Here is a 25,953-nt window from a genome sequence, read left to right on the forward strand (position 1 = left end):
CGGCAAACCGCTATTCAAATTATTCTTTGTCGAGGCCATACAGAGAGTGCAGTGTACGTACTGCAAGCTCGGTGTAAGGGGCATCGATCAGAAGAGAGAACTTGATTTCCGAGGTGGTAATCGCCCGGATGTTAATGCCTTTTTCTGCGAGAGCCTTAAACGCCTTGGCTGCAACACCGGCGTGGCTCCTCATTCCGATACCAATTGCCGATATTTTAACGACATCAGTTGTGCCCTGAACATCTTTAAACTCAATGGCATCGCGATGCTTCATCAATACGGCTTTTGCACGCTCAAAATCAGCAGACGGAACCGTGAATGTCATGTCAGTTGTCTTGGTATCAGCAGAGACAACCTGAATGATCATGTCAACATTGATATTGGCTTCCGATAATGGAACGAAAATGGAAGCGGCGATGCCAGGTTTATCGGCAACCTGGCGCAACGTAATTTGTGCCTCGTCTTTGGAATAGGCGATGCCGGTAACAACCTGATGCTCCACGATGTCCTCCTCGTTGCAAATCAAAGTGCCGAGTTGCGGATTGGCAGGGTCGTCGAAGCTGGAACGTACATAGGTTGGAACCTTGTACAGCATGGCCAGTTCAACTGAACGAACCTGAAGAACTTTGGCGCCAAGTGACGCCATCTCAAGCATTTCCTCAAAGGAAACGCGGTCAAGGCGGGACGCCTTGGAAACGATACGCGGATCAGTGGTATAGACACCGTCAACGTCAGTGTAGATATCGCAGCGTTCAGCCTTAATGGCGGCCGCAAGGCCAACGGCACTGGTGTCGGAACCGCCACGACCAAGTGTTGTAATGCGATTGGTTGGCTGGTGAATACCTTGAAAACCGGCAACAACCGCAACTTCTTTGCGCTCTGAAAAACCGGCAAGGATGCCTGTGCCATCAATAGCTGAAATACGGGCTGAGCCATGATCATCCGATGTCATCACCGGAATCTGCCAGCCAAGCCATGAACGGGCGTTAATGCCCATGTTCTGCAATGTCAGAGCCAGAAGACCTGCTGTGACCTGTTCACCAGATGCAACAATGGAATCATATTCGCGATTGTCATAGTTTGGCGAAGCTTCTTTACACCAGCCTACCAGTTCATTGGTTTTGCCTGCCATTGCAGAGACAACAACAGCAACATCATAGCCAGCGTCGACCTCGCGTTTAACATGCAATGCGACGTTTCGAATACGCTCAATATTGGCGACAGACGTGCCGCCGAACTTCATCACCAGACGGGGCATCAAAAGCCTCGATTCGGATTGGGGCCAAACGGAGCTGATGAAATTTTTTCATCAGCCATATCCGCTTTCGGAAATTTTTGATTTCTCAAATACGGAAGATGCATATAGATGCAGGGCGCGAGCGCACATGTCAATGTAACAGCTGTGCTTTTTTATGTAGATAGAACCTTGTTCCACCACCAGTCCAAGCTATAAGGTTAAGACAAGGGTATTTACAGTCAAACGATGCCGTTATTCATGCGGTCAGGAGATATAGGGATGAGCCAGAAAACAAGCACGTCAACGGTCGATCCGGATGAGATTGCGCGTTTTGCCAAGCTGGCTGAAACCTGGTGGGATCCGAAAGGACCAATGAAGCCCCTGCACAAGTTTAACCCTTTACGCATTCAGTATCTGCGCGATGCCATCTGCACTCACTTCAATCGGGATGTGAAGAGTGCTCAGCCTTTAGACGGTTTGCGGATTATTGATATTGGCTGTGGCGCAGGGATGCTTTCCGAGCCTTTGGCCCGCCTCGGCGCAACTGTTGTTGGTATTGATCCGGCCGAGAAGAATGTCTTTATCGCCAGAGCCCATGCTGAAGGTAATGGTGTGACAGTTTCCTATGTTGCAGAGACCATTGAGGATGTCGTTGCCAGAGGAGAGACCTTTGATATCGTTCTGGCGATGGAGGTCGTTGAGCATGTGGCTGATGTACCAACATTCATGAAGAGCTGTTGTACTGCCGTGAAGCCCGGTGGGTTGCTGTTTATGGCTACACTGAACAGAACAATGCGTTCTTTCGCTCTGGCGATTGTTGGTGCTGAATACGTTCTGCGCTGGTTGCCGCGTGGGACACACCAGTGGGAAAAGTTCGTGACGCCTGATGAACTGACATCAGCGATTAAGGCTAATGGCGTGGATATCAAAGAAGTCCGTGGTGTTGTCTATAATCCATTGCGCGACCAATGGAGCCTGTCAAATGATACAGCCGTCAATTATCTTGTGACGGCTGTAAAGCCTTCAAACTAATAGCCGCCGTCATCACTCTCATGCTTTGTCTGTTGCGCAAAGTGACGGGCAAGGAGGGCGCAGACCATTAATTGCATCTGATGGAAAATCATCAACGGCAAGAGAATGGCGCCGATATTCTGCCCGGCAAAAAGTACTGTTGCCATAGGCACCCCACTGGCAAGGGTTTTCTTTGAGCCGCAGAAGGTAATTGTAATTTCGTCTTCCCGATTAAAGCCCAGCAAGCGGCTGCCATAGGTTGTGATAGCGAGAATAGCCGCCAGCAGTACACCGTTTACAATAAGAATGATGATCAGATCATTTGCTGAGACGCGGTGCCATAAACCCGTTGAGACTGCATGGCTAAAGGCGGCATAGACTACCAGTATAATTGAACCACGATCAACGATACCGACAATCTTGCGGTATTTTGCCAGAAAATTCCCAAGGAAGGGCTGGGCGATCTGGCCCAGAATAAATGGCAACAGCAGTTGCAGCATAATGGCTTCAATTGAATCAAGTGAAACGCCACCTGCCTGCCGTTGCAGAAACAGAGCTGCCAGAAGCGGGGTCAAAAATATGCCGATAATATTGGAGGCGGTAGCGGCACAGACTGCTGCCGGAACGTTGCCGCCTGCAATTGAGGTAAATGCGATGGAAGACTGAACCGTTGACGGCAGAATACAGAGGAACATCAGTCCGGCGTAAAGTTCTGGGCTGATGAGTGAGGGAGAGAGAATACCAATTCCAAGGCCAAGCAATGGAAAGATAATGAAGGTTGCGGTCAGGACACAAAGATGCAGGCGCCAGTGTACAAGACCGGCAATAACGGTTGATCGCTCAAGCTTTGCGCCATGCAGGAAGAAAAGAAGGGCTATGGCGCAATTGATGACATATTCAAAGTAGTCTGCTGCTTTGCCCGTGACTGGCAGAAAGGTTGCCAATAACAGGGTTGTAATCAGTATGACCAGAAATTTGTCCGGGATGAAAAAGCGAGCAAGCATCTTAAAACCGCGTAAGAGTTCAAGTCGTTTTAAGAGATTGCCTATTGTTTGTGAATAGGAAAAGTGTGTCAGTTTTTGTCGTCGGGAATATCCGGAAGAGGCATGATATCTATGCCCTCGTCTAATAATTCTTTAGTTTCTTTGAGTGTTGCACGGCCATAGATAGAGCGTTTCTCGACATTCCCCTCATGAATACGCCGTGCTTCTTCCGGGAAACGTTCTCCAACATCTTCTGCATTCTCAACAACATGCCTGCGAAGTGCGCGAAGGGTTTCTCTGATCTGCTGTTCTTTTTCAGAGAGCAGGCCAATCGATTGTTTGGGTGAGGCTTGTGTTGTTTTGTCCTTATCTGTTCGCGCTACTTGTGGTGCCATGATCTGTTTCTCAATTTTCAGAGAATTGCACAGCGGGCAAGAGACGAGTTTTTTGCTGCGCTGCTCTTCATAAGAGGCGCTCGATGGAAACCAGCTCTCAAACTCGTGACCCTGATGGCAGGCCAGTGCGTAACGGATCATTGCCCCTCTCTGTTATCTGCTTCCATTATATATTTGTGATTGTTTACTGTTCTGCAAGACCTATGACATGTTTAAAATCGCGTAGGGGCGGTCATGGCTCAGGGAGGGGATGCGCTGACGGGCATCTGCGACTGCACTTGTATGAATTTCAGCCATGATAATGCCCAGGATTGTATCTGCTTCAGCCAGAATACGCCCCCATGGGTCAATAATAATGGAATGCCCATAGGTTTGGCGACCATCTTCATGAAGGCCAGCCTGTGCTGCAGAAATCATGAAAGCGCCGTTTTCAATTGCGCGTGCCCGTTGAAGAATATGCCAGTGGGCTTCACCTGTCTGCTTCGTGAAACTGGATGGTGCTGTCAGGCAGATTGCTCCAGCTTGAGAGAGCTGTCGATACAGGTTTGGAAACCTTAGGTCATAGCAAATACTTAGACCGAGCAGTCCGAAAGGGAGTTCCGTAACGACAGCCTGAGCCCCACCTTTATAGGTTGCTGACTCGTGCCATCTTTCGCCATTCGGCAGATCAACATCGAAGAGATGGATTTTGGTATAGCGGGCGCAGATATCACCTTTTGAATTAATGACATATGCCCGGTTTGCATATTGCTCTCCATCTACAATTGCCAGAGAGCCAATATGAATGGTGACTTGCCTCTGGCGTGCAAGGTCACACAGGGCAGCGAGGACAATATCATTGTCCTCGGTTGTTACTCTTGCTCGGAAAGTATCACGGTTACGATCCAGAATATTGGTCATTTCCGGCGTCTGGATGTAATCCGCACCAAGGTTAGCGGCTTCAGAAGCTAATTTAACGACAGTATCCCTGTTAGTGCTTGGGTCGCGTGTCGACTGCATCTGGATACAGGCTGCTTTGAAGCTCACTGACATAATGGATTACTCTTTTAAAAGAGGATCAAGCTTACCACTCTGGTCAAAGGCATACAGATCATCAAAGCCGCCAATGTGCTGATCATTGATAAATATCTGCGGAACGGTTTTTCGTCCGCCGGATTTCGCCAGCATATCATCAAGGGCGCCGGCTTCTTTCTCGACGTCGATTTCGGTAAAGGTTGCGCCTTTCTGCTCAAGCAATTGTTTGGCAGATTTGCAATATGGGCACCAGCTTTTGGCGTAGATGATAATTTTAGGCATTCCGTCTTCCTATAAGTTTAGACCCTTATATGTAGTTCTTCACGACACGGGCAAAGGTCAAGATATCAACTGCACTTGCCCCCGTGTGAAGTAGCACATTTGCCGCACTGTCGGCCGTTGCTCCGCTCGTTAAAACGTCATCAACTAATAAGATACGGGCGCCTTTAATCATAGGGGCTTCTTTCTGCGCTACTGCAAAAGCCCTTTTAAGGTTTTTGCGTCGCTGGGCCTTATTGAGAAAGCTTTGCGCTTGAGTTGGGCGAATACGTCTGAGAGCAGAGGCTGAACTTTGGCAGCCACTTATCTGGGAAATAGTATTCGCGAGAATAACGGCCTGATTATAATGGCGATGAAACAGACGTCTCCTGTGCATGGGGATTGGGATGATCAGGTCGCACTGATCAATCAACTCCCGCCCGGCTGTATGCATCATTCTGCCCATGATTTTTGCATATTCAGGTTTGTCACCATACTTCAGTGCATAGACCAGATGACGGGCTAATCCCTCATAACGACAGGCTGAGCGTGCTCTCCCATAAACAGGTGGTTCTGCCATCGCTCTTGGAGAGATAATTGGCCCATCTGCGGATTCCGTTATGGGAATGCCCAGCCGTTCACAATAAGGCTGTTCGATCAGCTCAAGTTGCCCCCAGCATTTCGGACAGAGGGCATCTGGCTGTTCTGTGGGAAGGCGACAGTTAAGACATGCTGGCGGGTAGAGAAAATCGGTAAAGTGCCGAAAGCATCTGGTTAGGAAACGGTATGGCTTCCCTGATAAAAAATGCTTGGCTGTTGACGAACCAACAGATGGTCTGATCTTTGATTGCATGGTTGCCTCAACAGATATTCCTCATATCTGGAGAGCGCAGGCAACCATGCAAAAAGTTGAAATTTATTCGTAAGATTTAATGAGGCGGGCAAGGCGCATAATGCCCTGATCAATCTCTTCATCACTGGCCAGAGAGTAGCTCAGGCGCATTGTATTGGCTCCGCTACCATCCGCAAAGAATGCCTTTCCTGGAACAAAGGCTACACGCTCTGTTTCAAGAGATTTGGCAAGAAGTTCTTTAGAATCAAGACCTTCTTTAACCGTCAGCCAGATAAACATACCACCTTCCGGTTTTGTCCATGATGCGCTGGCTGGCATATACTTCTCAAGAGCAGCAAGCATTTGATCACGGCGGTGGTGGTAGGCTTTACGAATTTTATCGACCTGTTTGTCAAAGATATTGCTGACAACCTGATACATAACCATCTGGTTGATTGTAGGCGTGTGGAGGTCGGCTGCCTGTTTGATCAGGACAAGCTTGCGGATGACTTCCTTAGGCCCACAGATCCAGCCAAGTCGAAGGCCGGGGGTAACTGTTTTCGAGAAGCTGCCACTGTAGAGTGTGCGGATTTTCTCAATGTCACCACCATTGCGCTCAAGGTCGAGAGAAATAATTGGTGGAACATGTTCGCCGCTATAGCGTAGACCTTGATAAGCAGAATCCTCCAGAACAACGATATCCAGTTCATCAGCCAGAGCGAGAAGTTTCATTCGGGCTTCTCTGGAAATTGTATCTCCTGTTGGATTCGCAAAATCTGGTGTCAGATAAGCGAATTTTGGCCTTCCACCAGCCTTGGCTGCTTCATCTTTGTATGACTGCGGCGTCCTGTTGCCACTTTCAGGTGAAATGAAATCATAGTGTGCTTCATAGGCATTGAAAGCCTGAAGAGCGCCAAGATAAGCCGGGCGTGTAACAAGAGCCGTGTCATTAGGTGACAGGAAAAGCTTGCCACAATAGTCCAGAGCCTGCTGTGAGCCTGAGACAATCATGATGTTGTCAGGTGTGCATTTGACACCAATTTTTGACATATAGTCTGTCAACCAATGACGCAGGGGCTCATACCCTTCACTGGTTGAATACTGAAGCGCAGCGTTAGCATTTTTTGATAGAACATCAGAATAAGCATTACGCATGTCTTCTGCAGCAAACAGATGAGGGTCAGGAATACCCCCGGCAAAGGAAATAATGTCAGGTTGATCCAGAAGCTTTAAAAGCTCACGAATCTCGGATGCCTGCATCCGGCTTGAGCGGGTGGCGTAACGATTATCCCAGTTGCTTTCGTCCTGTGCTTCGGACATGGCTTACTCTCCAAAACGTACTCTATGATCCGGTAAGGCCGGAATGTTGTTGGCCTATGGTGTAGCCATTTTTAAATAAATATGTCAACAATTATGACCTATTTGTACTAAATAAAAAAATAATAGCGCTTTGTCGTTATAAAAATTCGCGTATGGGTATGATGATTTTCGTTGGTTTTATGGCATTTCAGGGGTAAAACGGATTTATGAACACCCTGCCCCTGTTTGACCGCAGCCTTATGCGGAAACGTTATCTTCGTGCCATTGCCAATGGGTATGAGCGCTTTTTGCTGGATTATGCCATTGCTGATCTTGGTGAACGACTGAGTGTTATTACACGCCGCTTCAAAAATGCAGCTGATGTGGGAACGGTTCTGCCAGAGGCTGGCCGGTTTCTGAAAGAAGCGGGTATTGTTGAGGAACTGGTTCATCTGACACCGGTCGCTTCAGAAACCTCCGTCGGTATTAAACAGATTGAAGGTGATGAGGAGGCATTGCCTTTCGGTGCGCAGGAATTTGATCTGGTAATCTCTTTACTCGCGCTACAGAGTGCTAACGATTTGCCGGGCGCCCTCATTCAGATATCTCGTAGTCTGGTACCTGATGGCCTGTTTCTGGGGTGCATGTTGGGCGGGAATACGCTGACGGAATTGCGGCAGGTTCTGATGCAGGCGGAAGCTGAGATAGAAGGGGGCATCAGCCCTAGGGTGGCTCCGTTCGTTGAAATTCGTGATGCTGGTGCACTGATGCAGCGTGCCGGGTTTGCATTGCCGGTCGTTGATTGTGAACCTCTGACTGTGCGTTACAGCTCAATGTTCAATCTCATGCATGATCTGCGTGCGATGGGACTGACAAACATTATGACGGAGCGCCGTAAGGTTCCGTTTAAACGTCAGACCCTGATGCGTGCAGCAGAGCTCTATGCTGAACAGTTTGCCGATCCTGACGGGCGCCTCAGAGCGACATTCGATCTGGTCTGGCTCCTTGGTTGGGCGCCGCATGAAAGTCAGCAGAAGCCCATGCGGCCGGGAAGTGCCAAGATGCGACTGGCTGATGCATTGAAGGTCAAGGATGTTTAAAGCATTTATATTTTTAAAGCCCGCTTTTGAGAAGCGGGCTTGACTGTGATAGGTGTTATTTTTCAAGAAATCTTAGTCTGCTGGCATGTAGAATTGGTTCGGTATAACCAGAGGATTGAACAGTTCCTTCTATCGCCAGGTCCAGAGCGGCTTTGAAAGCAACAGAACGGTCGGGATTATCAGACATCCGGATATAAAGCGGGTCTCCGGCATTCTGCTCATCAACTGTCCGGGCCATGTGGGTAAAGCTTGCTAAAACCTGTTCTTGACTTACTAATCCATGCCGTAACCAGTTGGCGATAGCCTGTGAGGAAATACGGCAGGTTGCCCGGTCTTCCATCAATGCGACGTTGTTAATATCCAGAACCTTTGAGCAGCCGATGCCCTGATCAACCCAACGGACAACGTAACCGAGAATACCTTGAGCATTGTTATCAAGTTCGCGTTGGATTTGCTCGGCAGAGAGGGACTGTGGGTCAAGCACCGGCATCGAGAAGAGATATTCCAGTGAAGCGGTTGGTTCGCTCAGACGTGCTCTCTGAACGGCATGAACATCTACTTCATGATAATGCAGAGCGTGGAGTGTGGCTGCTGTTGGCGATGGCACCCAGGCACAATTTGCACCTGCTTTTGGGTGGCCGATCTTCTGTGTCAGCATATCGGCCATGTCATCAGGTTTTGCCCACATGCCTTTACCGATCTGAGCTTTGCCGGAGAGGCCACAGCTTAACCCGATTGTGACATTGCGGTTCTCATAAGCTAGTAGCCAGCGTTCTGACTTGATCTGATCTTTTGGTAAGACCGGGCCAGCTTCCATGGAGGTATGGATTTCGTCACCTGTCCGATCGAGAAAGCCAGTGTTGATAAAGAAAATTCTTTCACGAGCTGCGAATATACAGGCTTTGAGATTGGCAGATGTTCGGCGTTCCTCGTCCATAACACCAATCTTGATGGTGTTTTTCGGCAGGCCGAGGAAATTCTCGACATCCGTGAAGACCTGACAGGCAAATGCGACCTCCCTTGATCCATGCATTTTGGGCTTGACGATATAGATTGCGCCGGTTTGTGAATTAGTTTTGAGCTTGAGATCGTGCATGGCGCAAAGCGTTGTTACCGCTGCATCCATTATACCTTCGCCAATCGGATCATTATTTTTATCTAGAATAGCATCACTCATCATCAGATGTCCGACATTGCGAACCAGCTGGAGAGAGCGGCTGCGGATTTTCAGTGGTTGTCCGTCACGGCCGGTATAGCTGCGCTCAGGGTTGAGGCGGCGCGTCGTCTGCTTGCCATTCTTTTCAAAAGTATCTTCAAGGTCTCCACGCATCAGGCCAAGCCAGTTGCTGTAAATGTGAACCTTATCTGCTGCATTGACGGCCGCAACAGAATCCTCACAATCCTGAATGGCAGAGAGCGCACTTTCAATCGTGACATCAGCAACATGTGCTGGATGTAATTTGCCGATCATATCTGCGGAATTAATCAACAGTTCTGCAAATAATCCATGATGCCTGAGAAGGATGTGAAGGCCCTTATTGCTTTCAGAAAAGCCATGGAAGGCATCCGGATTATTTAATTGTACTTCGCCACTTGCTGTTTGAAGTATCAGCTGGGCACCATCCCCATTTTGGCTGATGCTGTAACCGATGACATCATTATGCGATGCGCCATTAATAGGAAAAGCCTGATCCAGAAATGCAGCTGCGCGTTCAAAAACAGCCTTACCTCTTATCGCATTGTAGGTTTTCCCCGGAGCCAGTTCTCCCTGACGGGAGATGGCATCAGTCCCGTAAAGTGCATCATACAGACTACCCCAGCGGGCATTGGCTGCGTTGAGTGCGTAACGGGCATTGGAAACGGGAACCACAAGTTGAGGGCCGCAAAGATGTGTAATCTCGGGGTCAAGGTTCTCAGTTGAAATCTGGAAGCTGGCTGGCTCATCCTCAAGATAACCGATCTCTTTCAGAAAGCTGATGTAGTTCTCCATTTGAGATGTGGCTGGGCCATGTTTGGGGTGCCAGTCATCAATCTGCTTTTGAAGCTCTGCTCTGATGTTCAGTAATGCCCGGTTCTCCGGCATATGGGTTTCAACCAGGGATGTCAGTCCCTGCCAGAAGCTTTCAGCTGTGACATCAAGACCTGATAATGCCTTGTGCTCGATAAAATCGGCAAGCTCGGCAGCAACTTTCAATCCGGCACGATTAACGTAGGTGCTCATCTGATATCCCTTTTAAAAATCACAAGGGGAGGGCGGAGTAGCAACTCCGCCCTGAAGATATCTGGTTAGTGAAACTGTGCAGTTTCAGTTGAGCCAGACATGGCCGTTGTTGCACTTTGTCCCCGTGAGACGGCGGTGGCAACTGCATCAAAGTATGAGGTGCCGACTTCACGCTGATGGCGCATGGCAGAGAAACCGTCCTTCTCTGCTGCAAATTCTGCCTGCTGAAGCTCAGAATAAGCTGCCATGCCGCGTTCCTTGTAACGACGGGCAAGATTGAAGGTAGTGTACGAAAGGTTATGGAAGCCTGCCAATGTAATGAACTGGTATTTATAACCCATTGCACCCAGCTCGCGCTGGAAGGCTGCCATTTCCGAATCGCCCATATGACGGGCCCAGTTGAACGATGGCGAACAATTGTAAGCCAGCAGCTGGTCCGGATATTCCTTACGGATGGCTTCAGCAAAACGCTTGGCATCTTCAAGGCTGGGTGTTGATGTTTCACACCAGATCAGGTCAGCATAAGGTGCATAGGCCAACCCACGGGCAATTGCTGCTTCAAAGCCGCCCTTGAGACGATAGAAACCTTCTTCAGTGCGCTCACCCGTGATGAATGGTGCATCATATTCATCGACATCAGAGGTGATGAGCTGTGCCGCTTCGGCGTCTGTCCGGGCCATGATAAGTGTCGGGACACCCATGACGTCTGCTGCCAGACGAGCCGCATTCAGAGAACGGATAAAGGTACGGGTGGGAACAAGGACCTTACCACCAAGGTGGCCGCATTTCTTTTCACTGGCCAGCTGGTCTTCAAAGTGGACAGCAGCAGCACCTGCTTCGATCATGGATTTCATCAGCTCGAAGACATTAAGCGCGCCACCAAAGCCGGCTTCCGCATCCGCAATAATCGGAACGTAATAATTAACGTCCGTATCGGATTTGCCGTCAAAACGTTCCATGGTCTGAATCTGATCAGCACGTTGCAGTGCTTTATTGATGCGCTTGACGATGGCCGGAACAGAATCAGCCGGATAGAGACTTTGGTCAGGGTACATATTGCCGGATGTATTGGCATCAGCTGCAACCTGCCAGCCTGAAAGATAGATGGCTTTCAGGCCTGCCTTGACCTGCTGAACAGCCTGATTACCTGTGAAGGTGCCGAGCGTTGGAACGTAGTCTTCCGAGTGCAGAAGTTCCCATAAACGCTTGGCTCCATTCTCAGCCAGTGTGTTGCGAATTGGGAGAGAGCCGGAAAGTCTGAGAACGTCATCATAAGAATAATCACGCTTGATATTCTTCCAGCGGTCAGCTGCCCATTCAGGGGTTGGGAAATCTGTTTTGTGATAAGGATTAATCTTGTCCATCTGTCGTTCTCCTGATGTCATTATGTTGGTTTTAGGGTGAGTTTAGGCGTTCCCTTGCCCGCACCAGCTTGCAAGAGTTGCTTTGTTAAAATTGGTCGTGGTTATTATCTTAAAGGGCTAAGAGAAGAGGACTTCTCTTAGCCTCAAAATTGTACAGGTTAAGCCTGTAAGCGTCGGGCAAAAGTAGCAGCGACCATTGGTGTTCCATTAAACAGGGCTTCGGCCTCACTATTATTGCCTGCAACCGTAAAACTGTGACGTCCAGCACGATGAACAATAGTATAGTGTTTCTCGGCAAGACCCTGTGTTCGGAAGCTCTCCATTACCTCTGCAAGGGTAGGTGCAATAATCGTAATGAACTCATCAGGTTGGCTGGTTTCCAACCGTTGTGAACCGTGTGTCTGATCGCTCAAATTGCTCATGGCCGTCCTCCTGGAACCCGGAACGTTCATTGCCGTTCTCGTTAAGTAAATAATTGACAACTTCGGGTGAAATGACAAGATAAATAATGAAATCAGCAAGTTAAGCTGTAAAAAGTTGAAAAGAAAAAGCACAGTTTTTGTAAATTGTGTAAAAGGAAGGAATGACAGATGGCACACGCCGAATTGCAAATCGGTGGGCGCATCAAGCGGTTAAGACACCAGAAGGGTCTGAGCCAGACCCAACTTGCCGTGGCGCTTGATATCTCCACCAGCTATCTCAACCTGATTGAACATAACCGTCGCCGTATTACGGTACCTTTGCTTTTCAGGATTGCAGGGCATTTTGGCGTTGAGCCGGGTGAGCTGGCCGAGAATGATGATGGGCAGCTGACCGGAGATCTCATGGAGCTCTTTGGGGATGACCTGTTTGCTGACAGTGATCTCACCAATCAGGATATCCGCGATCTTGTGCAGTCTCATCCGGCTGTCGGGCGGGCCGTTCTGAAGCTCTTTGATCGTGTAAAAGAATTACAAAGGCCGGAGGCTGCTAGAGATGTGGCTACCTCCGGGTATAACCTTATGCCGGAGGCGGTTTCTGATTTTTTACAGGAAAATGCCAACTACTTTCCGACGCTGGAAGCCGCCGCAGAACGCGTGCGGCAGGAAATTGACAATGTGTCTGAAGATTTCGAACAGGGGTTAAAGGACTACCTGTTCAATGTATTTGGTACGGAAGTCCGACAGATGTCTTTACCGAGAGGCGTTGTTTTACGTCTTGAAGATCATGGTCGCATCTTAGCGCTTTCCGATATTCTCGAGCCCCGTTCAGCGTTGTTCAGTATGGCCCAGCATCTGGCGCGGCTGATTGCCGAGCATGAGATAACGGCGTTGATTGAGCAGAGTACATTACCGCAGCCTGATTCCGTCGGGCTTGTCCGCTCAGTCCTCTCATCCTATACGGCAGCTGCGCTGATCATGCCTTATGGTCCGTTCTTTAATGCCTGCCGGGATAGTCGGTATGATATTGAGCGCATCGGTCGTCGTTTTCGTGCAACCTTTGAGCAGGTCTGCCACCGCATGACGACTTTGCAGCGACCCGGTATGAGTGGTATTCCCCTTCATCTGGTCCGAACTGATATTGCCGGGAATATTTCCAAACGTTTTTCACTTTCCGGAATTCATATCCCTCGGCACACCGGTGCCTGCCCACGGTGGAATATCTACGCTGCGTTTCTGAATCCCGGGCAGATCAATATTCAGCTAAGCCAGATGCCTGATGGGCGGCGTTACTTCTGTATCGCTAAAGCCGTCATTAAGGGCGGGCATAGCTATAATGCGCCACGCCGCTATCTTTCCATCGGGCTTGGCTGCTCAATTACCCATGCCAGCCAGATGATTTATGCCGATGGAATTGACCTGAATGCGCCAGCAGGGGCTGTCCCGATCGGTGTTGGTTGCCGTATCTGTCCGCGGCATGAGTGCGGGCAGCGTGCACATCCCCCTGCCGATCACCGCTTCCCCGTCGATGGAACCCAGCGCATGGAGAACCTTTATATGGGGAATGGCTGATCCTGTGCTTAAGTCCTGCAATATGGCTGGCGCATAGTATCTTTGAGGAATAAGACAGCTGACAGATATTCTGGAGACTGATCTTGCCTGATGGATTGGCATATCCGCAACGGTTCTTTGCGTTTCTTACGATTGTAATTGCACTGACAATGGCCGTACTTGATGGTGCTATTGTCAATGTTGCCTTGCCGACAATCCAGCGTGAGCTGGCTGTTTCGTCGGCAGATTCCGTCTGGATTATCAATGCCTATCAGTTGGCAATCATTGTTTTTCTGCTTCCCTTAGCGGCCCTCGGCGATAGCATTGGCTATCGGAAAGTGTACTGGTGTGGGCTTGCCGTTTTTACTCTGGCCTCTTTTGCCTGTGCCATGTCCGGAAGTTTCCTGGCGCTGTCATTGGCCCGTGTTGTTCAGGGGATAGGGGCAGCGGGAATTATGAGCGTGAATATTGCTCTGGTTCGGTTTATTTTTCCCAAAGACAGGTTAGGTGCAGGAATTGGCTATAACGCGCTTGTCGTTGCCGTTTCATCAGCAGCTGGCCCCAGTATTGCCTCCAGTATTCTGACACTTGGCTCATGGCAATGGCTGTTTCTGGTCAATGTACCTTTGGGGCTGATTGCACTGGTTATTGCAGCGCGCTCGTTACCGGTGACACCCGCAGCCGGGAAGCCATTTAATTTCCAGAGCTTTATTTTAAATGCGCTGACCTTTGGCTTTTTGATTGCCGGATTAAATTCACTGAGTGATAGCAAGGCGTTAGATACCAGTTTGTGGATGCTTGGTATTGCCTGTGTTGCCGGGGCCTTTTTTGTTCGCCGTGAGCTGAAACTGACGACGCCGATGCTGCCGGTTGATTTGTTGAAACGGCCAATCTTTGCACTCTCTATCTTGACGTCTTTCGGGTCGTTTGCCGCTCAAACCATGGCCTATGTATCACTTCCCTTTTATCTGGAAGAAACCCTTGGCTACTCAGCAGCGATGACCGGGCTTTTACTGACGCCATGGCCGGTTATGACCGGATTGATTGCACCATTGTCAGGGCGGTTATCCAACCGGATTGCGCCTCAGTTTCTTGGAGTAATAGGCTTGGTGTTCCTTGGATCTGGACTGGCGTTGATGGCTGTCATTGGCGATCATCCATCTGTTCTTGATATCAGCTGGCGCCTTGCGATTTGTGGTGTGGGGTTTGGCCTGTTTCAGGCACCGAATAACCGGATTATTATTAGCAGTGCACCGCCTGAAAGAAGCGGTGGCGCAAGTGGGTTGCAATCAACGGGGCGTCTGCTTGGTCAGTCAACAGGGGCTGCACTGGTGGCTGTAATCTTCGGCTTGGTACAGGGCCACGATACAATTCTGATACTCTGGCTGGCTGCCGCTTTGGCATTTGCAGCGGCCTGCACAAGCGGTTTGCGCAGGCCGTCAATCTGATTAGATATTCAGTAGGTCAATCAGAGGTGGAATAAGTGGTTCATCCGCTGGGGGCATTGGGTATTGGCGCAAGTCCAGAGGCTTAACCCATTTCAGCGCCTGACCTTCCCGGGACTGAACAAACCCTTCCCAGCGTCGGCAGATGTAAAGTGGCATCAGAAGATGAAACTCTTCATAAGCAAAGCTTGCAAACGTCAGAGGGGCAAGGCAGTCTTCTTTGACATCAATGCCAAGCTCTTCCTTCAATTCACGGATAAGCGCCTGTTCTGGCCGTTCATTTGGCTCCAGCTTACCGCCGGGAAATTCCCATAACCCAGCAAGCTGTTTACCTTCCGGGCGCTGGGCCAGCAGAATGCGGTTATCCTGATCAACAAGAGCCACAGCGACGACGAGAAGGAGTTTGATATCCTGTGTCATATCAGGACCTATAATCGCCGTTGATTTCGACGTAGGCCTTTGTCAGATCGCAGGTCCAGACACGGGCTTTACCCTTGCCGAGGCCAAGATCGACGCTGATGGTGATGTGTGCATTTTTCATATAAGCGGAGGCGGCTTCTTCGCTGTAATCCGGGGCGCGTGCACCCTTTTGTGCAACAACGATATCTCCGAATGCAATTGTCAGAAGGTCACGCTGTGCAGGCTCGCCTGCCTTGCCAACGGCCATGACAACACGGCCCCAGTTTGCATCCTCACCGGCGGCTGCCGTTTTGACGAGCGGGGAGTTTGCAATGGCGAAAGCAATCTTCTTGGCCGAAGCATTGCTGGTTGCGCCGGATACGGAAACCGTTACGAACTTGCGTGCGCCTTCACCGTCTTTAGCAACATATTGAGCAAGCTCGGCAAGCAGATCATCAAGGGCCGCCTTAAAAGCTTTCAGACGACTGTCAGACGTGCTTTCAATTTTCCTGATACCACGCTTAGCCGCAGCACCCGTTGCAAACATCATCAAGGTATCTGATGTTGAGGTGTCACCATCAACTGTAACGCAGTTAAAACTGTTATCGGCACCCTTCTTGAGCAGGGCCTGCAGGACAGGGGCTGCAATTGGAGCATCTGTAAAGATGAAAGACAGCATGGTTGCCATATCAGGCTGGATCATACCAGCACCCTTGGCAAAGCCATTGATGGTTACTTCCTGATCACCAATCAGCACTTTCCGACCAGCCAGTTTCGGGAAAGTGTCGGTGGTCATAATGGCCTGAGCAGCCTCCATCCAGTTATCTGGAGAAGCCTGTTTGGCACAACTCTCAAGAACACCATTAAACTTGGTTGCATCCAGTGGCTCACCAATTACGCCCGTTGAGGCAATGAAAATCTCTTCAGGTTTGCAGTTGACGGCTTTGGCGGCGATCTTTGCTGTCAGTTCTACGGCTTCAGCACCCTTTTTTCCGGTAAAGGCATTGGCATTACCGGAGTTGACAACAAGAGCGCGGGCCTTGCCCTGTGCGAGTGAGGTGCGGCACCAGTCAACCGGAGCTGAAGGGCATTTGGATTTTGTGAAAACACCAGCAACCTCTGTGCCCTTGTCCATCAGAACAAACAGAACATCAGTTCTGTTCTTATAGCGGATATTGGCTTCTGCCGTTGCCATTGTCACACCATCAACTGGTGTCAGCTTGGCATAGGATTTGGGAGCAAGGGGAGAGATTTGTGCTGACATGAATGTAACTCGCTAACTGGCGTCACCGCAGGAAACGGATATGAGGTAAGCAGTTATAGCTGCTTACCTCAGTTTGTCTTTACTTCTTTGGAGCAGTGCTGTCAGCCGGTGCCTTGTCTTCAGCTGCTGGTTTGTCCAGCCGCTCAACCTTAGCGGTTGCACGAGCAGCTTCCATAACCTTCTGCTGAGACTGACGTGTCAGATAAGCTTCGATCTGTGGCTTCAGCTCATCATAGGAAGGAACAGGGCGGTTACGCTTCTCTTCAACTTCAATGACGTGCCAGCCGAAATCAGATTTGACCGGGGCTGAAATCTGCTTTGGTTCAAGCTTGAAGGCAGCTTCAGAGAAAGGAGCAACCATGCGATCAGCCGAGAAGAAGCCGAGTTCACCACCGCTATCCTTGGAACCTGGATCTTGTGAAAGTTCAGCAGCAACCTTGGCAAAATCGTCACCCTTTTTCAGACGGGCAACAACAGCCTTGGCTTCATCTTCTGTCTTGACAAGGATGTGACGGGCCCGAACTTCCGGAACCGGCTTCATTTCCTTGGTGGTTTCATCATAAAGCTTGCGGATTTCTTCAGGGGTAACAAGCTTCTTCACTTCTTCATCAAGGTATGTCTGAACCAGAAGCTGCTGTTTCAGATCAGCGATCTTCTTGGCAAACTCAGGAGCCTGATCAAGCTTAGATGCCGCGGCGAGCTGTGAGACGGCCTTCAGGTCAATTAGGTAATTGATGAGAGCTTCACGCTTTTGATCTTCTGGCAGGCTATCTGCACCGAGAGATGGATCGTTCATCATCTCAGCGAGTTCTTTTTCTGTGACGGTGAAGCCGTTACCTTTGGCAATGACAGCATCAGCAGCAGGCTTTTCAGTTGCTGTTTGAGCCATGACTGGAGAAAACGATACCGAGCTGATTGCGAGGCCGGCGGCAAGGAGGCTCATACGAAGTGTTTGTGAAACAAATGAAGACATTTAAAAACCCATTTCATGCTGATGCATTGCGGATAGAGCACCGAATGACTGAGTTGCCTGCTCTTGACAAGACATTCCTTCGAGAAAGTGCTCTGATTTGGAGAAATTCACTTAAATTGAGGTATTTTGTTGTTCAACTTTCAAACATTCTCAGGTTATTGGAAGATATGATGAAATTCCGCCATATTAAAGCCTTGGAAAGAGTTATGGTCTAAGAAGTTGGGAAATATTATTCTAGCTATGGCGAAGTAAGGTCTTTCAGAAAAGTAATTCTTCCTTGGAAGCCTTAGAAAACTCCTGAGAATGCTCTTGTTAACGGGAGTTTATCAGCCTAAACAGAATTATATTCGGCTTTAAACCTGCTTTTTTGACGATTAGTGGGTCTCTAGCCCTTTTAGATAGGCGAATGGATGACTATCTTAGGACAATATTCGCTTGTCATGATCTAAAAAAGATAACAGGTTTTCGATGCTCAGCTCCATTGCGAAGAAACTATTTGGCTCGGTCAATGAACGCCGTCTGAAGTCATATCACCCGAAGGTTGCTGCTATTAATGCACTTGAGAGTGAAATTTCTAAACTGACGGATGATCAGCTGCGGGCCCGTACTGCTGAGTTCAAAGCTCAGATTGCAGATGGCAGCAAGAAGATTGATGACCTTTTGATTCCTGCTTTCGCAACAGTTCGCGAAGCTGCCAAGCGTGTCCTTGGGCAGAGGCACTTCGATGTTCAGCTCATCGGCGGTATGGTGCTTCACGATGGCGGCATTTCTGAAATGCGCACTGGTGAAGGTAAAACGCTTGTTGCGACACTGGCTGTTTATCTGAACGCGCTTTCAGGTAAAGGCGTTCACGTTGTGACCGTCAACGACTATCTCGCAAAGCGTGATGCCGAGTGGATGGGGCGTGTTTATCGTTTTCTCGGGCTGACTGTCGGTATCATCGTTCATGGTCTCGATGATGAAGAGCGCAAGGCCGCTTACGAGTGTGACATCACTTACGGCACCAATAACGAATATGGCTTTGATTATCTGCGCGATAATATGAAGTATGAGCTCGCGCAGATGGTTCAGCGCGGACATAACTTTGCAATCGTCGACGAAGTTGACTCGATCCTCGTTGACGAAGCCCGTACGCCATTGATTATCTCTGGTCCTCTGGAAGACCGTTCTGATCTTTATCTGAAGATTGACCAGTTTATTCCGCGACTGACACCGGCTGATTATGATCTTGATGAAAAGCAGCGCTCAGTTGCCCTGAACGAACAGGGTAACGAAACTGTTGAGGTTATGCTGCGTGAAGCTGGCCTTCTGACTGAGGGTGATCTTTACGACTCCCAGAACATCACGCTGGTGCATCACGTCAATCAGGCACTGCGTGCGCATGCTCTTTTCCAGCGTGATAAAGATTACATCGTTCGCAATGATGAAGTTGTCATCATTGATGAGTTCACAGGCCGTATGATGCCAGGCCGCCGCTATTCTGAAGGGCTGCATCAGGCTTTGGAAGCGAAGGAAAAGGTTCAGATTCAGCCTGAGAACCAGACACTGGCCTCTATTACCTTCCAGAACTACTTCCGCCTGTATAACAAACTGGGCGGTATGACAGGTACGGCAGCAACCGAGGCTGACGAGTTTCAGGAAATCTACAACCTTGAAGTTGTTGAGATTCCAACAAACCGTCCGGTTTCCCGTATTGACGAAGACGATGAAGTCTATCGTACTGTTGAAGAAAAATACGCCGGTATCATCAAGGAAATTCATGAGGCATCCCGCCGTGGACAGCCAATTCTTGTTGGTACGACATCGATTGAAAAATCTGAGTTGCTGGCTGAACTTCTGAAGAAAAGTGGCTTGAAGCAGATTGATCTTGAAGATCCAAAGCGCTTTGAACCCATCTTCAATGCAGCCCGTAATAATCAGCCAAATCAGCACTTTGCCGTTCTGAACGCCCGCTTCCACGAACAGGAAGCCGTGATTGTGTCTCAGGCTGGTGCACCGGGTGCGATTACCATCGCAACCAATATGGCTGGTCGTGGTACTGATATTCAGCTTGGTGGTAACCTTGATATTCGCCTAGCTCAGGAAGTGCCGGATAATCTGGAAGGTGAAGCCCGTAAGAAAGCTGAGCTTGCCATCCGTGATGAAGTTGCAGCCTTCAAGGCGAAAGCACTGGAAGCTGGTGGTCTCTACGTTATCGGTACCGAGCGTCACGAATCCCGCCGTATTGATAACCAGCTGCGTGGCCGCTCTGGCCGTCAGGGTGATCCGGGTCGTTCCAAGTTCTATCTGTCTCTTCAGGATGACCTGATGCGCATCTTCGGTTCTGACCGTATGGATGGCATGCTGACAAAGCTTGGTCTGAAAGAGGGTGAGGCCATCATTCACCCATGGATCAACAAGGCCATTGAAAAGGCTCAGGCCAAGGTTGAAGCACGCAACTTCGATGTTCGTAAGAACATTCTGAAGTACGATAACGTCATGAACGATCAGCGTAAGGTTGTCTTTGAACAGCGCCGCGAGTTCATGGCTGAAGAAAGCGTTCGCGAAATCATTGATGAAATGCGCCTTGGTGTCGTCGACGATCTCGTTAACCGCAACATTCCTGAAAATGCCTATGCTGAGCAGTGGAATATCCCCGAACTGAAAGAAGGGATTGCCCATTTCCTCAACCTCGACCTGCCTGTCGAAGAATGGGCCAAGGAAGAAGGCATTGCGGATGAGGAAATTCGTGAGCGTGTACTGAAACTGGCTGATGAAGCCTACGGCAAGCGCATTGAGCTGAACTCTGCTGAGGTTATGACCTACATTGAAAAGCAGGTTCTTCTGCAGACGCTTGACCATCTGTGGCGCGAACATCTTGTGACGCTTGATCACCTGCGTCAGGTTATTGGCTGGCGTGGTTATGCCCAGCGTGATCCGCTGAACGAATATAAGTCAGAAGCTTTCGAGCTGTTCAACGTGCTTGTCCGTCGCCTGCGTGAGCAGGTCACGGGTCAGATGATGCGCATTGAAGTTGTGTTCCAGGAACCGGATGCACCACAGCTGCCTGAAATGACAGCAGAGCATATCGACCCGGCAACAGGTGAGAATGAAATGGGTCTGCTGGGGCTGTCCCCACCTCTTGGTGGAGCCTCACTGGCTCAGCGTGTTGCACCGTCTGAGCGCGACCCGAATAACCCTGCAACATGGGGACGTGTTGGCCGCAACGAGCCTTGCCCTTGTGGTTCTGGTAAGAAGTATAAACACTGCCACGGTAAGCTGGCATAATTTAAAAGCCCCCGTTTCGGGGGCTTTTTATTTGCTCCATGACAGGTAATAAAAAACCCGGGTATCAGATGATCCCGGGCTTTGAAACTTTCCTCTGGGGAAAGATCAGTTATCCTGATCATCCTTTTTCAGAGAAGCTGTTGTTGATGGGCCATCTGTTACGACAACTTCACGTGGGCCGGAAGCGAGTAATTCAGGGCGGCTGACTTCAGGGCCTGTAGACTTCGCAAAGAAGCCACGGAATGAAGAGTGCTGACTACCATCGCCATAGACCAGGTTAACAGCTTTGGTACCGCTGTTGACGAGAGAGGCAATTTCGCGCTCATCAGACGCAGATTTTTGTGCAACGGCAGCATCAAATGCATTGGAGCATGTGCCACTGGAATTAAATGAATAACGGCCGGCACAGACAGCAACCTTTGGCTCCTGATGTTTGACTTCGAAGTAGTCAGAACCTTCCTTGAGATTTTTCCAGAAGCCGATATTCGGGTCAGCTCTGTGGAGAGCCATATTCTTGGCTGTCATACGGAATGGATATGACTGGAACTGGAAACTACGCTGTCCGCCTGCAAAAGCTTCGCGAGCAATTGCATAAATCTCGGCAATGGCTTCGTCCGTCATGGCAAAGCACCCGCGGGAAGAGCAGGAACCATGAACCATCAGGTTTGAACCCGTGCGGCCCTTTGAACGGTCAAAGGCATTCGGGAAGCCTGTGTCAAACGACAGGTAATAGGATGAATTGGGATTCATCAGTGATGGAGTGACTGAATAGAATCCTTCCGGAGCCTGACGATCACCTTCACGAACCTTGGGGCCAAGCTGTCCAGACCAACGGCAGATTGGATAAGTCTTCAGCAGAGTATAGCGGCCGTTAGAACCCATCTTCCAGACTTCCATCTCTGATTCCTTTTTATAGGAACGGATCAGGATTGGGTCGCGCTGGCTCATGCCCTTGCTTTGCATAAGATCCAGAGTAGCAGTTGGAATAGGTGCACGGCTTCGTGCTGAGCCACCTCCATCCTGACATCCAGCCAGAAGAAGTGCAGTACCTAAAACAGCGACAGCAGGTTTCAACATCAGGAAAACCCCGTTAGAAAATCAGTGATACCTGTATTGGTATCGTTTCTGATTATTACTTCTATCAGCGTTACTCAATGGTTACCATCCGCAATTATTCGTAGCTAACATGGTTAATAAACGGTTACGGATGGTGCCAAAATTGTCAGAGATTACGGCCAATCTCAAGGAATTTCTTAGCGCGTTGGGCGCGAATTTCCTTGCTGCTCATGCCCTGAAGGTCTTTCAGAGCTTTTGCAATGGCGTCACCGGCAGCGGTCAGAGCTGCCTGTGGATCACGATGGGCCCCGCCGACAGGTTCCGGAACAATCGCATCAATCACTTTGAGGCGCAGAAGATCCTGAGCGGTAATTTTCATATTGGTTGCCGCTTCCTGAGCTTTGGTTGGGTCACGCCACAGGATTGAGGCAGCACCTTCCGGTGAAATCACGCTGTAAATGGCGTGTTCCATCATCAGGACCTTATTGGCGGTTGCAATGGCAATCGCACCACCGGAACCACCTTCACCGATGATCAGGGCAACGTTCGCAACACCAAGGGCAAGCTGTGCCTGTGTTGAGCGGGCAATAGCCTCAGCCTGACCGCGCTGCTCTGCATCAATACCCGGATAAGCACCAGCCGTATCAACGAATGAAATGACCGGAACATCAAATCTGTCAGCGAGTTCCATCAGCCGGACGGCTTTGCGGTAGCCTTCAGGACGGGCCATGCCAAAGTTATGCTGCAGACGGGAAGCTGTTGTGGAGCCTTTTTCCTGTCCGATGACGCAAACCGGCTGACCCCGGAAACGACCCATGCCACCAATAATGGCGTTGTCGTCAGCGAACAGACGATCACCAGCCAGAGGCGTGAACTCGTCAATCAGTGTCTCGAGATAATTGACATAATGTGGGCGCTCAGGGTGGCGCGCCACTTGTGTTTTTTGCCACGGTGTCAGTGTTGAGTAGAGCTCCTTCAGAGCCTGCTCAGCCTTGTCTTCGAGACGTGTGATATCGTCGGCAATGGAGATGGATTCCCCGTCAGAGCCAAGAGACCGGAGCTCTTCAACTTTTGCTTCCAGTTCAGCGACGGATTTCTCGAAATCGAGATAGCTACGCATAGAATTCGACATCTTTCAGCATAAATAACTAACAAGTTGGAGGCCGGAGCCTGCCAATTCCCTTAATCTTTCCGGATCAGGGAAGCGGGATGACAGTGGTGCGCGATAGGCATTGTGTCAAGAACCACAGAGGTGCTCTACCACGAGTAGACGGTGAATGCCTAGTTTTTATGTTCTGAGTTCGCAAGAGAAGTGTTTTTACTATTGATGGTAGAAGGTGAGGCCGCTGGAACAAGCAGTCGTCCAAGCCTCTGTTTCCTTTGTTTCTGGCCCGCAGGAATAAGTCTGTAGAGCTGTTTGCTGGCATCAACCACATGTAAACCCGCGACAGAAAATGGCAGGGAAAAACTGCCACCCAGCGTTTCCCATATTTTGACAGTTTTCAGTAACAGGTGATTGTCCACAGGGGGGACATAGAGGATTTCAGCCCAGTTATCTGTGGAGAAGAGAGCTTCCCGCATAAGAGAGCGCAGCTGGCTGCGACTGAAAGGCTGGCCTTGCCCGAAAGGGGTTGTATCCATACGGGCCCAGAGGCCGCGACGGTTGGGTGTTACCATGATCAGGCGGCCACCCGGGGTGAGAATGCGCCATATCTCTTTAAGGAAATCTGTAGGGTTATTGACCGTCTCAAGCGCGTGAACCAAAACCACACGATCAATAGAACTGTCGGGCAGGGGAAGAGCAAGTGGATCAACAAGAGCCGTTGCGGATTGCTGCCCCTGCGGCCAATTGACGACACCCTGTGCTGCGGGCATCAGTGCGACAAGACTGGCGGCTTCTTTCCGGAAACGCTCCATGTATGGGATGGCATATCCAAGGCCGAGTACACGTAAACCTTTTGTTTCCGGAAGAAACTGTTCTATCGCGCGTTCAATGTATCGCTGGGCGACATGCCCTAGTGCGCTATTATAAAATGCGCTCAGATCAATAACATCAACGCTCATCATTCAGCCTTCTCGACGGAATATTCGACATTCCGTTATGGTCACGCAGGGTGTATAGCTAATTTAGAGTATAACAGGAAAGCATCTAGTGATAGTTGATTTCGTGATGGTGCTTGAAACGGGGTTGTTACATTTCTGGGGAGGCATTTCTAATGCCATTAGAGATAAAGGTTTTCCGGTGTCTTTCGGATAACATCGGTGTGCTTGTTCGGGATGCAGATGCAGGGCTTTGCATTGCTGTTGATGCGCCAGATTCAGATACCATTATCAAACATCTGGATGATTCTGACTGGCAGCTCACAGATATTCTGGTGACGCATAGCCATACCGATCATGTACAGGGAATTGCTGCCCTAAAAGACAAATATGGTTGCTTTGTAACAGCGCCCCTCAAGGCAGAGGATATCATCCCTGAGGCAGATGCATTTGTTTCAGAAGGTGACCTGATTTCGCTTGGGGAGCTGGAAATTGACGTCATTGAAACCCCCGGTCATTGTGATGACCATGTTGCATATATCGTGCAAAGCCATGGTATCGCGTTTGTCGGCGATGTTTTATTCACACTTGGTTGTGGCCGGGTGTTCGGTGATTATCAGGACATGTGGGACTCAATTGAGCGCCTGCGTAATCTCCCCGATGATATCCAGATATTCTGTGGGCATGATTATACCTTATCCAATGGTCGCTTTGCCCTTGCTGTTGAACCCGATAACCATAGATTGAAAGAACGGTTTGCAGAGGCTGAAAAACTGGCTGCTGAAAACCGTTTTATGGTTCCATTTGCATTGGTTGATGAAAAGGCTACGAACCCTTTCCTTCGGGTGGAGGTTCCGGAAGTATCACGTTCAGTGAATATGGAAGGTGCTGCGCCATTTGAAGTGTTCAAAGCGTTGCGTGAGTGGAAAAATAAGTTCTGAAGAGTGCTATGTCTGATTTAAAATTAACAGAAACCCTTGAGTATCGGCTTCTGAATGCCTGGCCGTCCCTTGAATGTCAGTTCTATGAAGGATGGGCAGCACGTTTTGCCGATAAATATACGAAGAGGGCAAACTCTGCTTCTCCGATCTGTCCGGATGCTGCTCTGGATGATGCGCTGATTGAGTATATCAGTGAGCAGTATATCGCTGTTGGCCAGTCACCAATCTTTCGCCTTACCGGTCTTGAGAAAGCCGGGACTGATGAACTTCTGGCTGCAAAGGGCTTTGTTGAAAAAGATCCTTCATATTGCATGCTTCACAGTGATTTGAGCCAGTTTGAAACAGAAGACAGCATTACAATCAGCTCTGAGCTGACGGAAGAATGGTTGGCAAGTTCACTGAAATCTCAGGAAAAGACTGAGGAGACGGTGAATATCACGCGCAGTATTGTCTCGCGCATTCGTCAAAACCATGGCTTTGCAACACTTGTTATGGATGACCAGCCTGTTGCCTGGGGTCTCGGCGTTATCGAGCGTGGGTATATCGGGTTATATGATGTTGTTGTCCAGCCTGATCTGAGAGGTCTGGGGCTTGGCAAGAGAGTCCTGTGTGGCTTGATGGCCTGGGGTCGGGAACGTGGCGCCCAGCATGCCTATCTGCAAGTGACTGAAGCGAATGAAATTGCCCGTTCATTGTATGCTTCCATTGGTTTTACAGATGCATACCGATATCATTATCGTCTTAAAGAGCTTGAAGTCGCTGTTGTGGATGATGAAGAGGCAGCTGCAGAAAAGAGTCTGCCACTGGTCGGTTAAAGAGCTCTGAGGCCACCTAAAAAAATGCCCCGCTCTGATGTCTCAGGCGGGGCATTTTTGATATCAAAT

23 protein-coding genes and 1 pseudogene are annotated in these 25,953 nt (G+C 49.5%); 7 read left to right on the plus strand and 17 right to left on the minus strand.

The window, feature by feature from the left end; translation table 11 throughout:
- Nucleotides 1-19 precede the first annotated feature (19 nt).
- Nucleotides 20-1,258 (minus strand): aspartate kinase, encoded by a 1,239-nt coding sequence (locus WJT86_RS11415; protein ID WP_346337705.1) that lies wholly within the window; start codon nucleotides 1,256-1,258, stop codon nucleotides 20-22.
- Nucleotides 1,259-1,516: 258 nt separating this feature from the next.
- Between WJT86_RS11415 and ubiG the strand changes: the two genes are divergently transcribed.
- On the plus strand, nucleotides 1,517-2,269 hold the full coding sequence (gene ubiG, locus WJT86_RS11420; RefSeq protein WP_346337706.1) for a bifunctional 2-polyprenyl-6-hydroxyphenol methylase/3-demethylubiquinol 3-O-methyltransferase UbiG: 753 nt from the start codon (nucleotides 1,517-1,519) through the stop codon (nucleotides 2,267-2,269).
- Here ubiG and WJT86_RS11425 read toward each other — a convergent pair.
- The 7 genes and pseudogenes from WJT86_RS11425 to WJT86_RS11450 form a co-directional block, all read right to left on the minus strand.
- Complete coding sequence (locus tag WJT86_RS11425) at nucleotides 2,266-3,252, minus strand: bile acid:sodium symporter family protein (protein WP_346337707.1); 987 nt, start codon at nucleotides 3,250-3,252, stop codon at nucleotides 2,266-2,268. The two genes, ubiG and WJT86_RS11425, sit on opposite strands and share 4 nt — an antisense overlap.
- A 68-nt stretch (nucleotides 3,253-3,320) precedes the next feature.
- Nucleotides 3,321-3,767: a DUF1178 family protein gene (locus tag WJT86_RS11430; protein WP_346337708.1), complete on the minus strand. Its 447-nt coding sequence runs from the start codon at nucleotides 3,765-3,767 to the stop codon at nucleotides 3,321-3,323.
- A gap of 60 nt (nucleotides 3,768-3,827) precedes the next feature.
- Complete coding sequence (locus WJT86_RS11435) at nucleotides 3,828-4,658, minus strand: carbon-nitrogen hydrolase family protein (RefSeq protein WP_346337709.1); 831 nt, start codon at nucleotides 4,656-4,658, stop codon at nucleotides 3,828-3,830.
- A 6-nt stretch (nucleotides 4,659-4,664) separates the two neighbouring features.
- Nucleotides 4,665-4,922, minus strand: coding sequence for a glutaredoxin 3 (grxC, locus tag WJT86_RS11440; RefSeq protein ID WP_346337710.1), 258 nt, complete (start codon nucleotides 4,920-4,922; stop codon nucleotides 4,665-4,667).
- 25 nt (nucleotides 4,923-4,947) lie between these two features.
- On the minus strand, nucleotides 4,948-5,478 hold the full coding sequence (locus WJT86_RS11445) for a ComF family protein (RefSeq protein ID WP_346337711.1): 531 nt from the start codon (nucleotides 5,476-5,478) through the stop codon (nucleotides 4,948-4,950).
- Between the two features lie 45 nt (nucleotides 5,479-5,523).
- Nucleotides 5,524-5,751: pseudogene (locus tag WJT86_RS12300) on the minus strand (double zinc ribbon domain-containing protein); the annotation flags it as partial.
- Between the two features lie 63 nt (nucleotides 5,752-5,814).
- The gene (locus tag WJT86_RS11450; protein ID WP_346337712.1) at nucleotides 5,815-7,050 is read right to left on the minus strand and encodes an aminotransferase-like domain-containing protein; all 1,236 of its coding nucleotides are present in this window, start codon (nucleotides 7,048-7,050) and stop codon (nucleotides 5,815-5,817) included.
- A gap of 206 nt (nucleotides 7,051-7,256) precedes the next feature.
- On the opposite strand from WJT86_RS11450, the gene WJT86_RS11455 reads away from it, so the two are divergent.
- Nucleotides 7,257-8,129 carry a methyltransferase domain-containing protein gene (locus WJT86_RS11455; RefSeq protein WP_346337714.1) on the plus strand — a complete coding sequence of 291 codons (873 nt, stop codon included), beginning with the start codon at nucleotides 7,257-7,259 and terminating at the stop codon, nucleotides 8,127-8,129.
- A gap of 55 nt (nucleotides 8,130-8,184) precedes the next feature.
- Here the strand turns inward: WJT86_RS11455 and WJT86_RS11460 are convergent, their stop codons facing one another.
- The 3 genes from WJT86_RS11460 to WJT86_RS11470 form a co-directional block, all read right to left on the minus strand.
- On the minus strand, nucleotides 8,185-10,350 hold the full coding sequence (locus WJT86_RS11460; protein WP_346337715.1) for a malate synthase G: 2,166 nt from the start codon (nucleotides 10,348-10,350) through the stop codon (nucleotides 8,185-8,187).
- Between the two features lie 65 nt (nucleotides 10,351-10,415).
- Nucleotides 10,416-11,714 (minus strand): isocitrate lyase, encoded by a 1,299-nt coding sequence (gene aceA, locus WJT86_RS11465; RefSeq protein ID WP_346337716.1) that lies wholly within the window; start codon nucleotides 11,712-11,714, stop codon nucleotides 10,416-10,418.
- Nucleotides 11,715-11,872: 158 nt separating this feature from the next.
- Nucleotides 11,873-12,136, minus strand: a complete 264-nt coding sequence (locus tag WJT86_RS11470) for a hypothetical protein (protein WP_346337717.1) — start codon at nucleotides 12,134-12,136, stop codon at nucleotides 11,873-11,875.
- Nucleotides 12,137-12,304: 168 nt separating this feature from the next.
- On the opposite strand from WJT86_RS11470, the gene WJT86_RS11475 reads away from it, so the two are divergent.
- Both WJT86_RS11475 and WJT86_RS11480 read left to right on the plus strand, forming a co-directional pair.
- Nucleotides 12,305-13,705, plus strand: coding sequence for a helix-turn-helix domain-containing protein (locus WJT86_RS11475; RefSeq protein ID WP_346337718.1), 1,401 nt, complete (start codon nucleotides 12,305-12,307; stop codon nucleotides 13,703-13,705).
- Nucleotides 13,706-13,788: 83 nt separating this feature from the next.
- Nucleotides 13,789-15,132, plus strand: a complete 1,344-nt coding sequence (locus WJT86_RS11480) for an MFS transporter (protein ID WP_346337719.1) — start codon at nucleotides 13,789-13,791, stop codon at nucleotides 15,130-15,132.
- Here WJT86_RS11480 and WJT86_RS11485 read toward each other — a convergent pair whose 3' ends face one another.
- The 3 genes from WJT86_RS11485 to WJT86_RS11495 form a co-directional block, all read right to left on the minus strand.
- Complete coding sequence (locus WJT86_RS11485) at nucleotides 15,133-15,549, minus strand: (deoxy)nucleoside triphosphate pyrophosphohydrolase (protein ID WP_346337720.1); 417 nt, start codon at nucleotides 15,547-15,549, stop codon at nucleotides 15,133-15,135.
- 1 nt (nucleotide 15,550) lies between these two features.
- Complete coding sequence (gene argJ / locus WJT86_RS11490) at nucleotides 15,551-16,792, minus strand: bifunctional glutamate N-acetyltransferase/amino-acid acetyltransferase ArgJ (protein ID WP_346337721.1); 1,242 nt, start codon at nucleotides 16,790-16,792, stop codon at nucleotides 15,551-15,553.
- A 79-nt stretch (nucleotides 16,793-16,871) separates the two neighbouring features.
- On the minus strand, nucleotides 16,872-17,765 hold the full coding sequence (locus WJT86_RS11495; RefSeq protein ID WP_346337722.1) for a foldase protein PrsA: 894 nt from the start codon (nucleotides 17,763-17,765) through the stop codon (nucleotides 16,872-16,874).
- 468 nt (nucleotides 17,766-18,233) lie between these two features.
- Between WJT86_RS11495 and secA the strand changes: the two genes are divergently transcribed.
- Complete coding sequence (secA, locus tag WJT86_RS11500) at nucleotides 18,234-21,032, plus strand: preprotein translocase subunit SecA (RefSeq protein ID WP_346337723.1); 2,799 nt, start codon at nucleotides 18,234-18,236, stop codon at nucleotides 21,030-21,032.
- A 105-nt stretch (nucleotides 21,033-21,137) separates the two neighbouring features.
- On the opposite strand, the gene WJT86_RS11505 is transcribed toward secA, so the two are convergent.
- The 3 genes from WJT86_RS11505 to WJT86_RS11515 all read right to left on the minus strand — a co-directional run bounded on the left by WJT86_RS11505 (nucleotide 21,138) and on the right by WJT86_RS11515 (nucleotide 24,152).
- The gene (locus tag WJT86_RS11505) at nucleotides 21,138-22,109 is read right to left on the minus strand and encodes a murein L,D-transpeptidase family protein (protein WP_346337724.1); all 972 of its coding nucleotides are present in this window, start codon (nucleotides 22,107-22,109) and stop codon (nucleotides 21,138-21,140) included.
- A 145-nt stretch (nucleotides 22,110-22,254) separates the two neighbouring features.
- Complete coding sequence (locus WJT86_RS11510) at nucleotides 22,255-23,208, minus strand: acetyl-CoA carboxylase carboxyltransferase subunit alpha (protein WP_346337762.1); 954 nt, start codon at nucleotides 23,206-23,208, stop codon at nucleotides 22,255-22,257.
- Between the two features lie 161 nt (nucleotides 23,209-23,369).
- Entirely contained in the window at nucleotides 23,370-24,152 is a 783-nt protein-coding gene (locus tag WJT86_RS11515; RefSeq protein WP_346337763.1) for a class I SAM-dependent methyltransferase, read from the minus strand.
- Between the two features lie 152 nt (nucleotides 24,153-24,304).
- On the opposite strand from WJT86_RS11515, the gene gloB reads away from it, so the two are divergent.
- Nucleotides 24,305-25,069 carry a hydroxyacylglutathione hydrolase gene (gene gloB, locus WJT86_RS11520; RefSeq protein WP_346337725.1) on the plus strand — a complete coding sequence of 255 codons (765 nt, stop codon included), beginning with the start codon at nucleotides 24,305-24,307 and terminating at the stop codon, nucleotides 25,067-25,069.
- An 8-nt stretch (nucleotides 25,070-25,077) separates the two neighbouring features.
- Nucleotides 25,078-25,884, plus strand: a complete 807-nt coding sequence (locus WJT86_RS11525) for a GNAT family N-acetyltransferase (protein ID WP_346337726.1) — start codon at nucleotides 25,078-25,080, stop codon at nucleotides 25,882-25,884.
- Nucleotides 25,885-25,953: the final 69 nt, after the last annotated feature.

The sequence above is a fragment of the Hohaiivirga grylli genome, from assembly GCF_039655745.1.
Lineage (GTDB): Bacteria > Pseudomonadota > Alphaproteobacteria > Rhizobiales > Beijerinckiaceae > Hohaiivirga > Hohaiivirga grylli.

What these genes read in the sequence shown, in the direction of transcription:
- secA (WP_346337723.1), top strand. Translation starts at nt 18,234, where the DNA reads ATGCTCAGCTCCATTGCGAAGAAACTATTTGGCTCGGTCAATGAACGC.
- WJT86_RS11435 (WP_346337709.1), bottom strand. Translation starts at nt 4,658, where the DNA reads ATGTCAGTGAGCTTCAAAGCAGCCTGTATCCAGATGCAGTCGACACGC.
- WJT86_RS11495 (WP_346337722.1), bottom strand. Translation starts at nt 17,765, where the DNA reads ATGTCTTCATTTGTTTCACAAACACTTCGTATGAGCCTCCTTGCCGCC.
- WJT86_RS11445 (WP_346337711.1), bottom strand. Translation starts at nt 5,478, where the DNA reads ATGGCAGAACCACCTGTTTATGGGAGAGCACGCTCAGCCTGTCGTTAT.
- WJT86_RS11455 (WP_346337714.1), top strand. Translation starts at nt 7,257, where the DNA reads ATGAACACCCTGCCCCTGTTTGACCGCAGCCTTATGCGGAAACGTTAT.
- WJT86_RS11485 (WP_346337720.1), bottom strand. Translation starts at nt 15,549, where the DNA reads ATGACACAGGATATCAAACTCCTTCTCGTCGTCGCTGTGGCTCTTGTT.
- WJT86_RS11425 (WP_346337707.1), bottom strand. Translation starts at nt 3,252, where the DNA reads ATGCTTGCTCGCTTTTTCATCCCGGACAAATTTCTGGTCATACTGATT.
- argJ (WP_346337721.1), bottom strand. Translation starts at nt 16,792, where the DNA reads ATGTCAGCACAAATCTCTCCCCTTGCTCCCAAATCCTATGCCAAGCTG.
- WJT86_RS11450 (WP_346337712.1), bottom strand. Translation starts at nt 7,050, where the DNA reads ATGTCCGAAGCACAGGACGAAAGCAACTGGGATAATCGTTACGCCACC.
- WJT86_RS11475 (WP_346337718.1), top strand. Translation starts at nt 12,305, where the DNA reads ATGGCACACGCCGAATTGCAAATCGGTGGGCGCATCAAGCGGTTAAGA.
- WJT86_RS11460 (WP_346337715.1), bottom strand. Translation starts at nt 10,350, where the DNA reads ATGAGCACCTACGTTAATCGTGCCGGATTGAAAGTTGCTGCCGAGCTT.
- WJT86_RS11415 (WP_346337705.1), bottom strand. Translation starts at nt 1,258, where the DNA reads ATGCCCCGTCTGGTGATGAAGTTCGGCGGCACGTCTGTCGCCAATATT.
- aceA (WP_346337716.1), bottom strand. Translation starts at nt 11,714, where the DNA reads ATGGACAAGATTAATCCTTATCACAAAACAGATTTCCCAACCCCTGAA.
- WJT86_RS11430 (WP_346337708.1), bottom strand. Translation starts at nt 3,767, where the DNA reads ATGATCCGTTACGCACTGGCCTGCCATCAGGGTCACGAGTTTGAGAGC.
- WJT86_RS11505 (WP_346337724.1), bottom strand. Translation starts at nt 22,109, where the DNA reads ATGTTGAAACCTGCTGTCGCTGTTTTAGGTACTGCACTTCTTCTGGCT.
- WJT86_RS11525 (WP_346337726.1), top strand. Translation starts at nt 25,078, where the DNA reads ATGTCTGATTTAAAATTAACAGAAACCCTTGAGTATCGGCTTCTGAAT.
- grxC (WP_346337710.1), bottom strand. Translation starts at nt 4,922, where the DNA reads ATGCCTAAAATTATCATCTACGCCAAAAGCTGGTGCCCATATTGCAAA.
- gloB (WP_346337725.1), top strand. Translation starts at nt 24,305, where the DNA reads ATGCCATTAGAGATAAAGGTTTTCCGGTGTCTTTCGGATAACATCGGT.
- WJT86_RS11515 (WP_346337763.1), bottom strand. Translation starts at nt 24,152, where the DNA reads ATGAGCGTTGATGTTATTGATCTGAGCGCATTTTATAATAGCGCACTA.
- WJT86_RS11470 (WP_346337717.1), bottom strand. Translation starts at nt 12,136, where the DNA reads ATGAGCAATTTGAGCGATCAGACACACGGTTCACAACGGTTGGAAACC.
- ubiG (WP_346337706.1), top strand. Translation starts at nt 1,517, where the DNA reads ATGAGCCAGAAAACAAGCACGTCAACGGTCGATCCGGATGAGATTGCG.
- WJT86_RS11510 (WP_346337762.1), bottom strand. Translation starts at nt 23,208, where the DNA reads ATGCGTAGCTATCTCGATTTCGAGAAATCCGTCGCTGAACTGGAAGCA.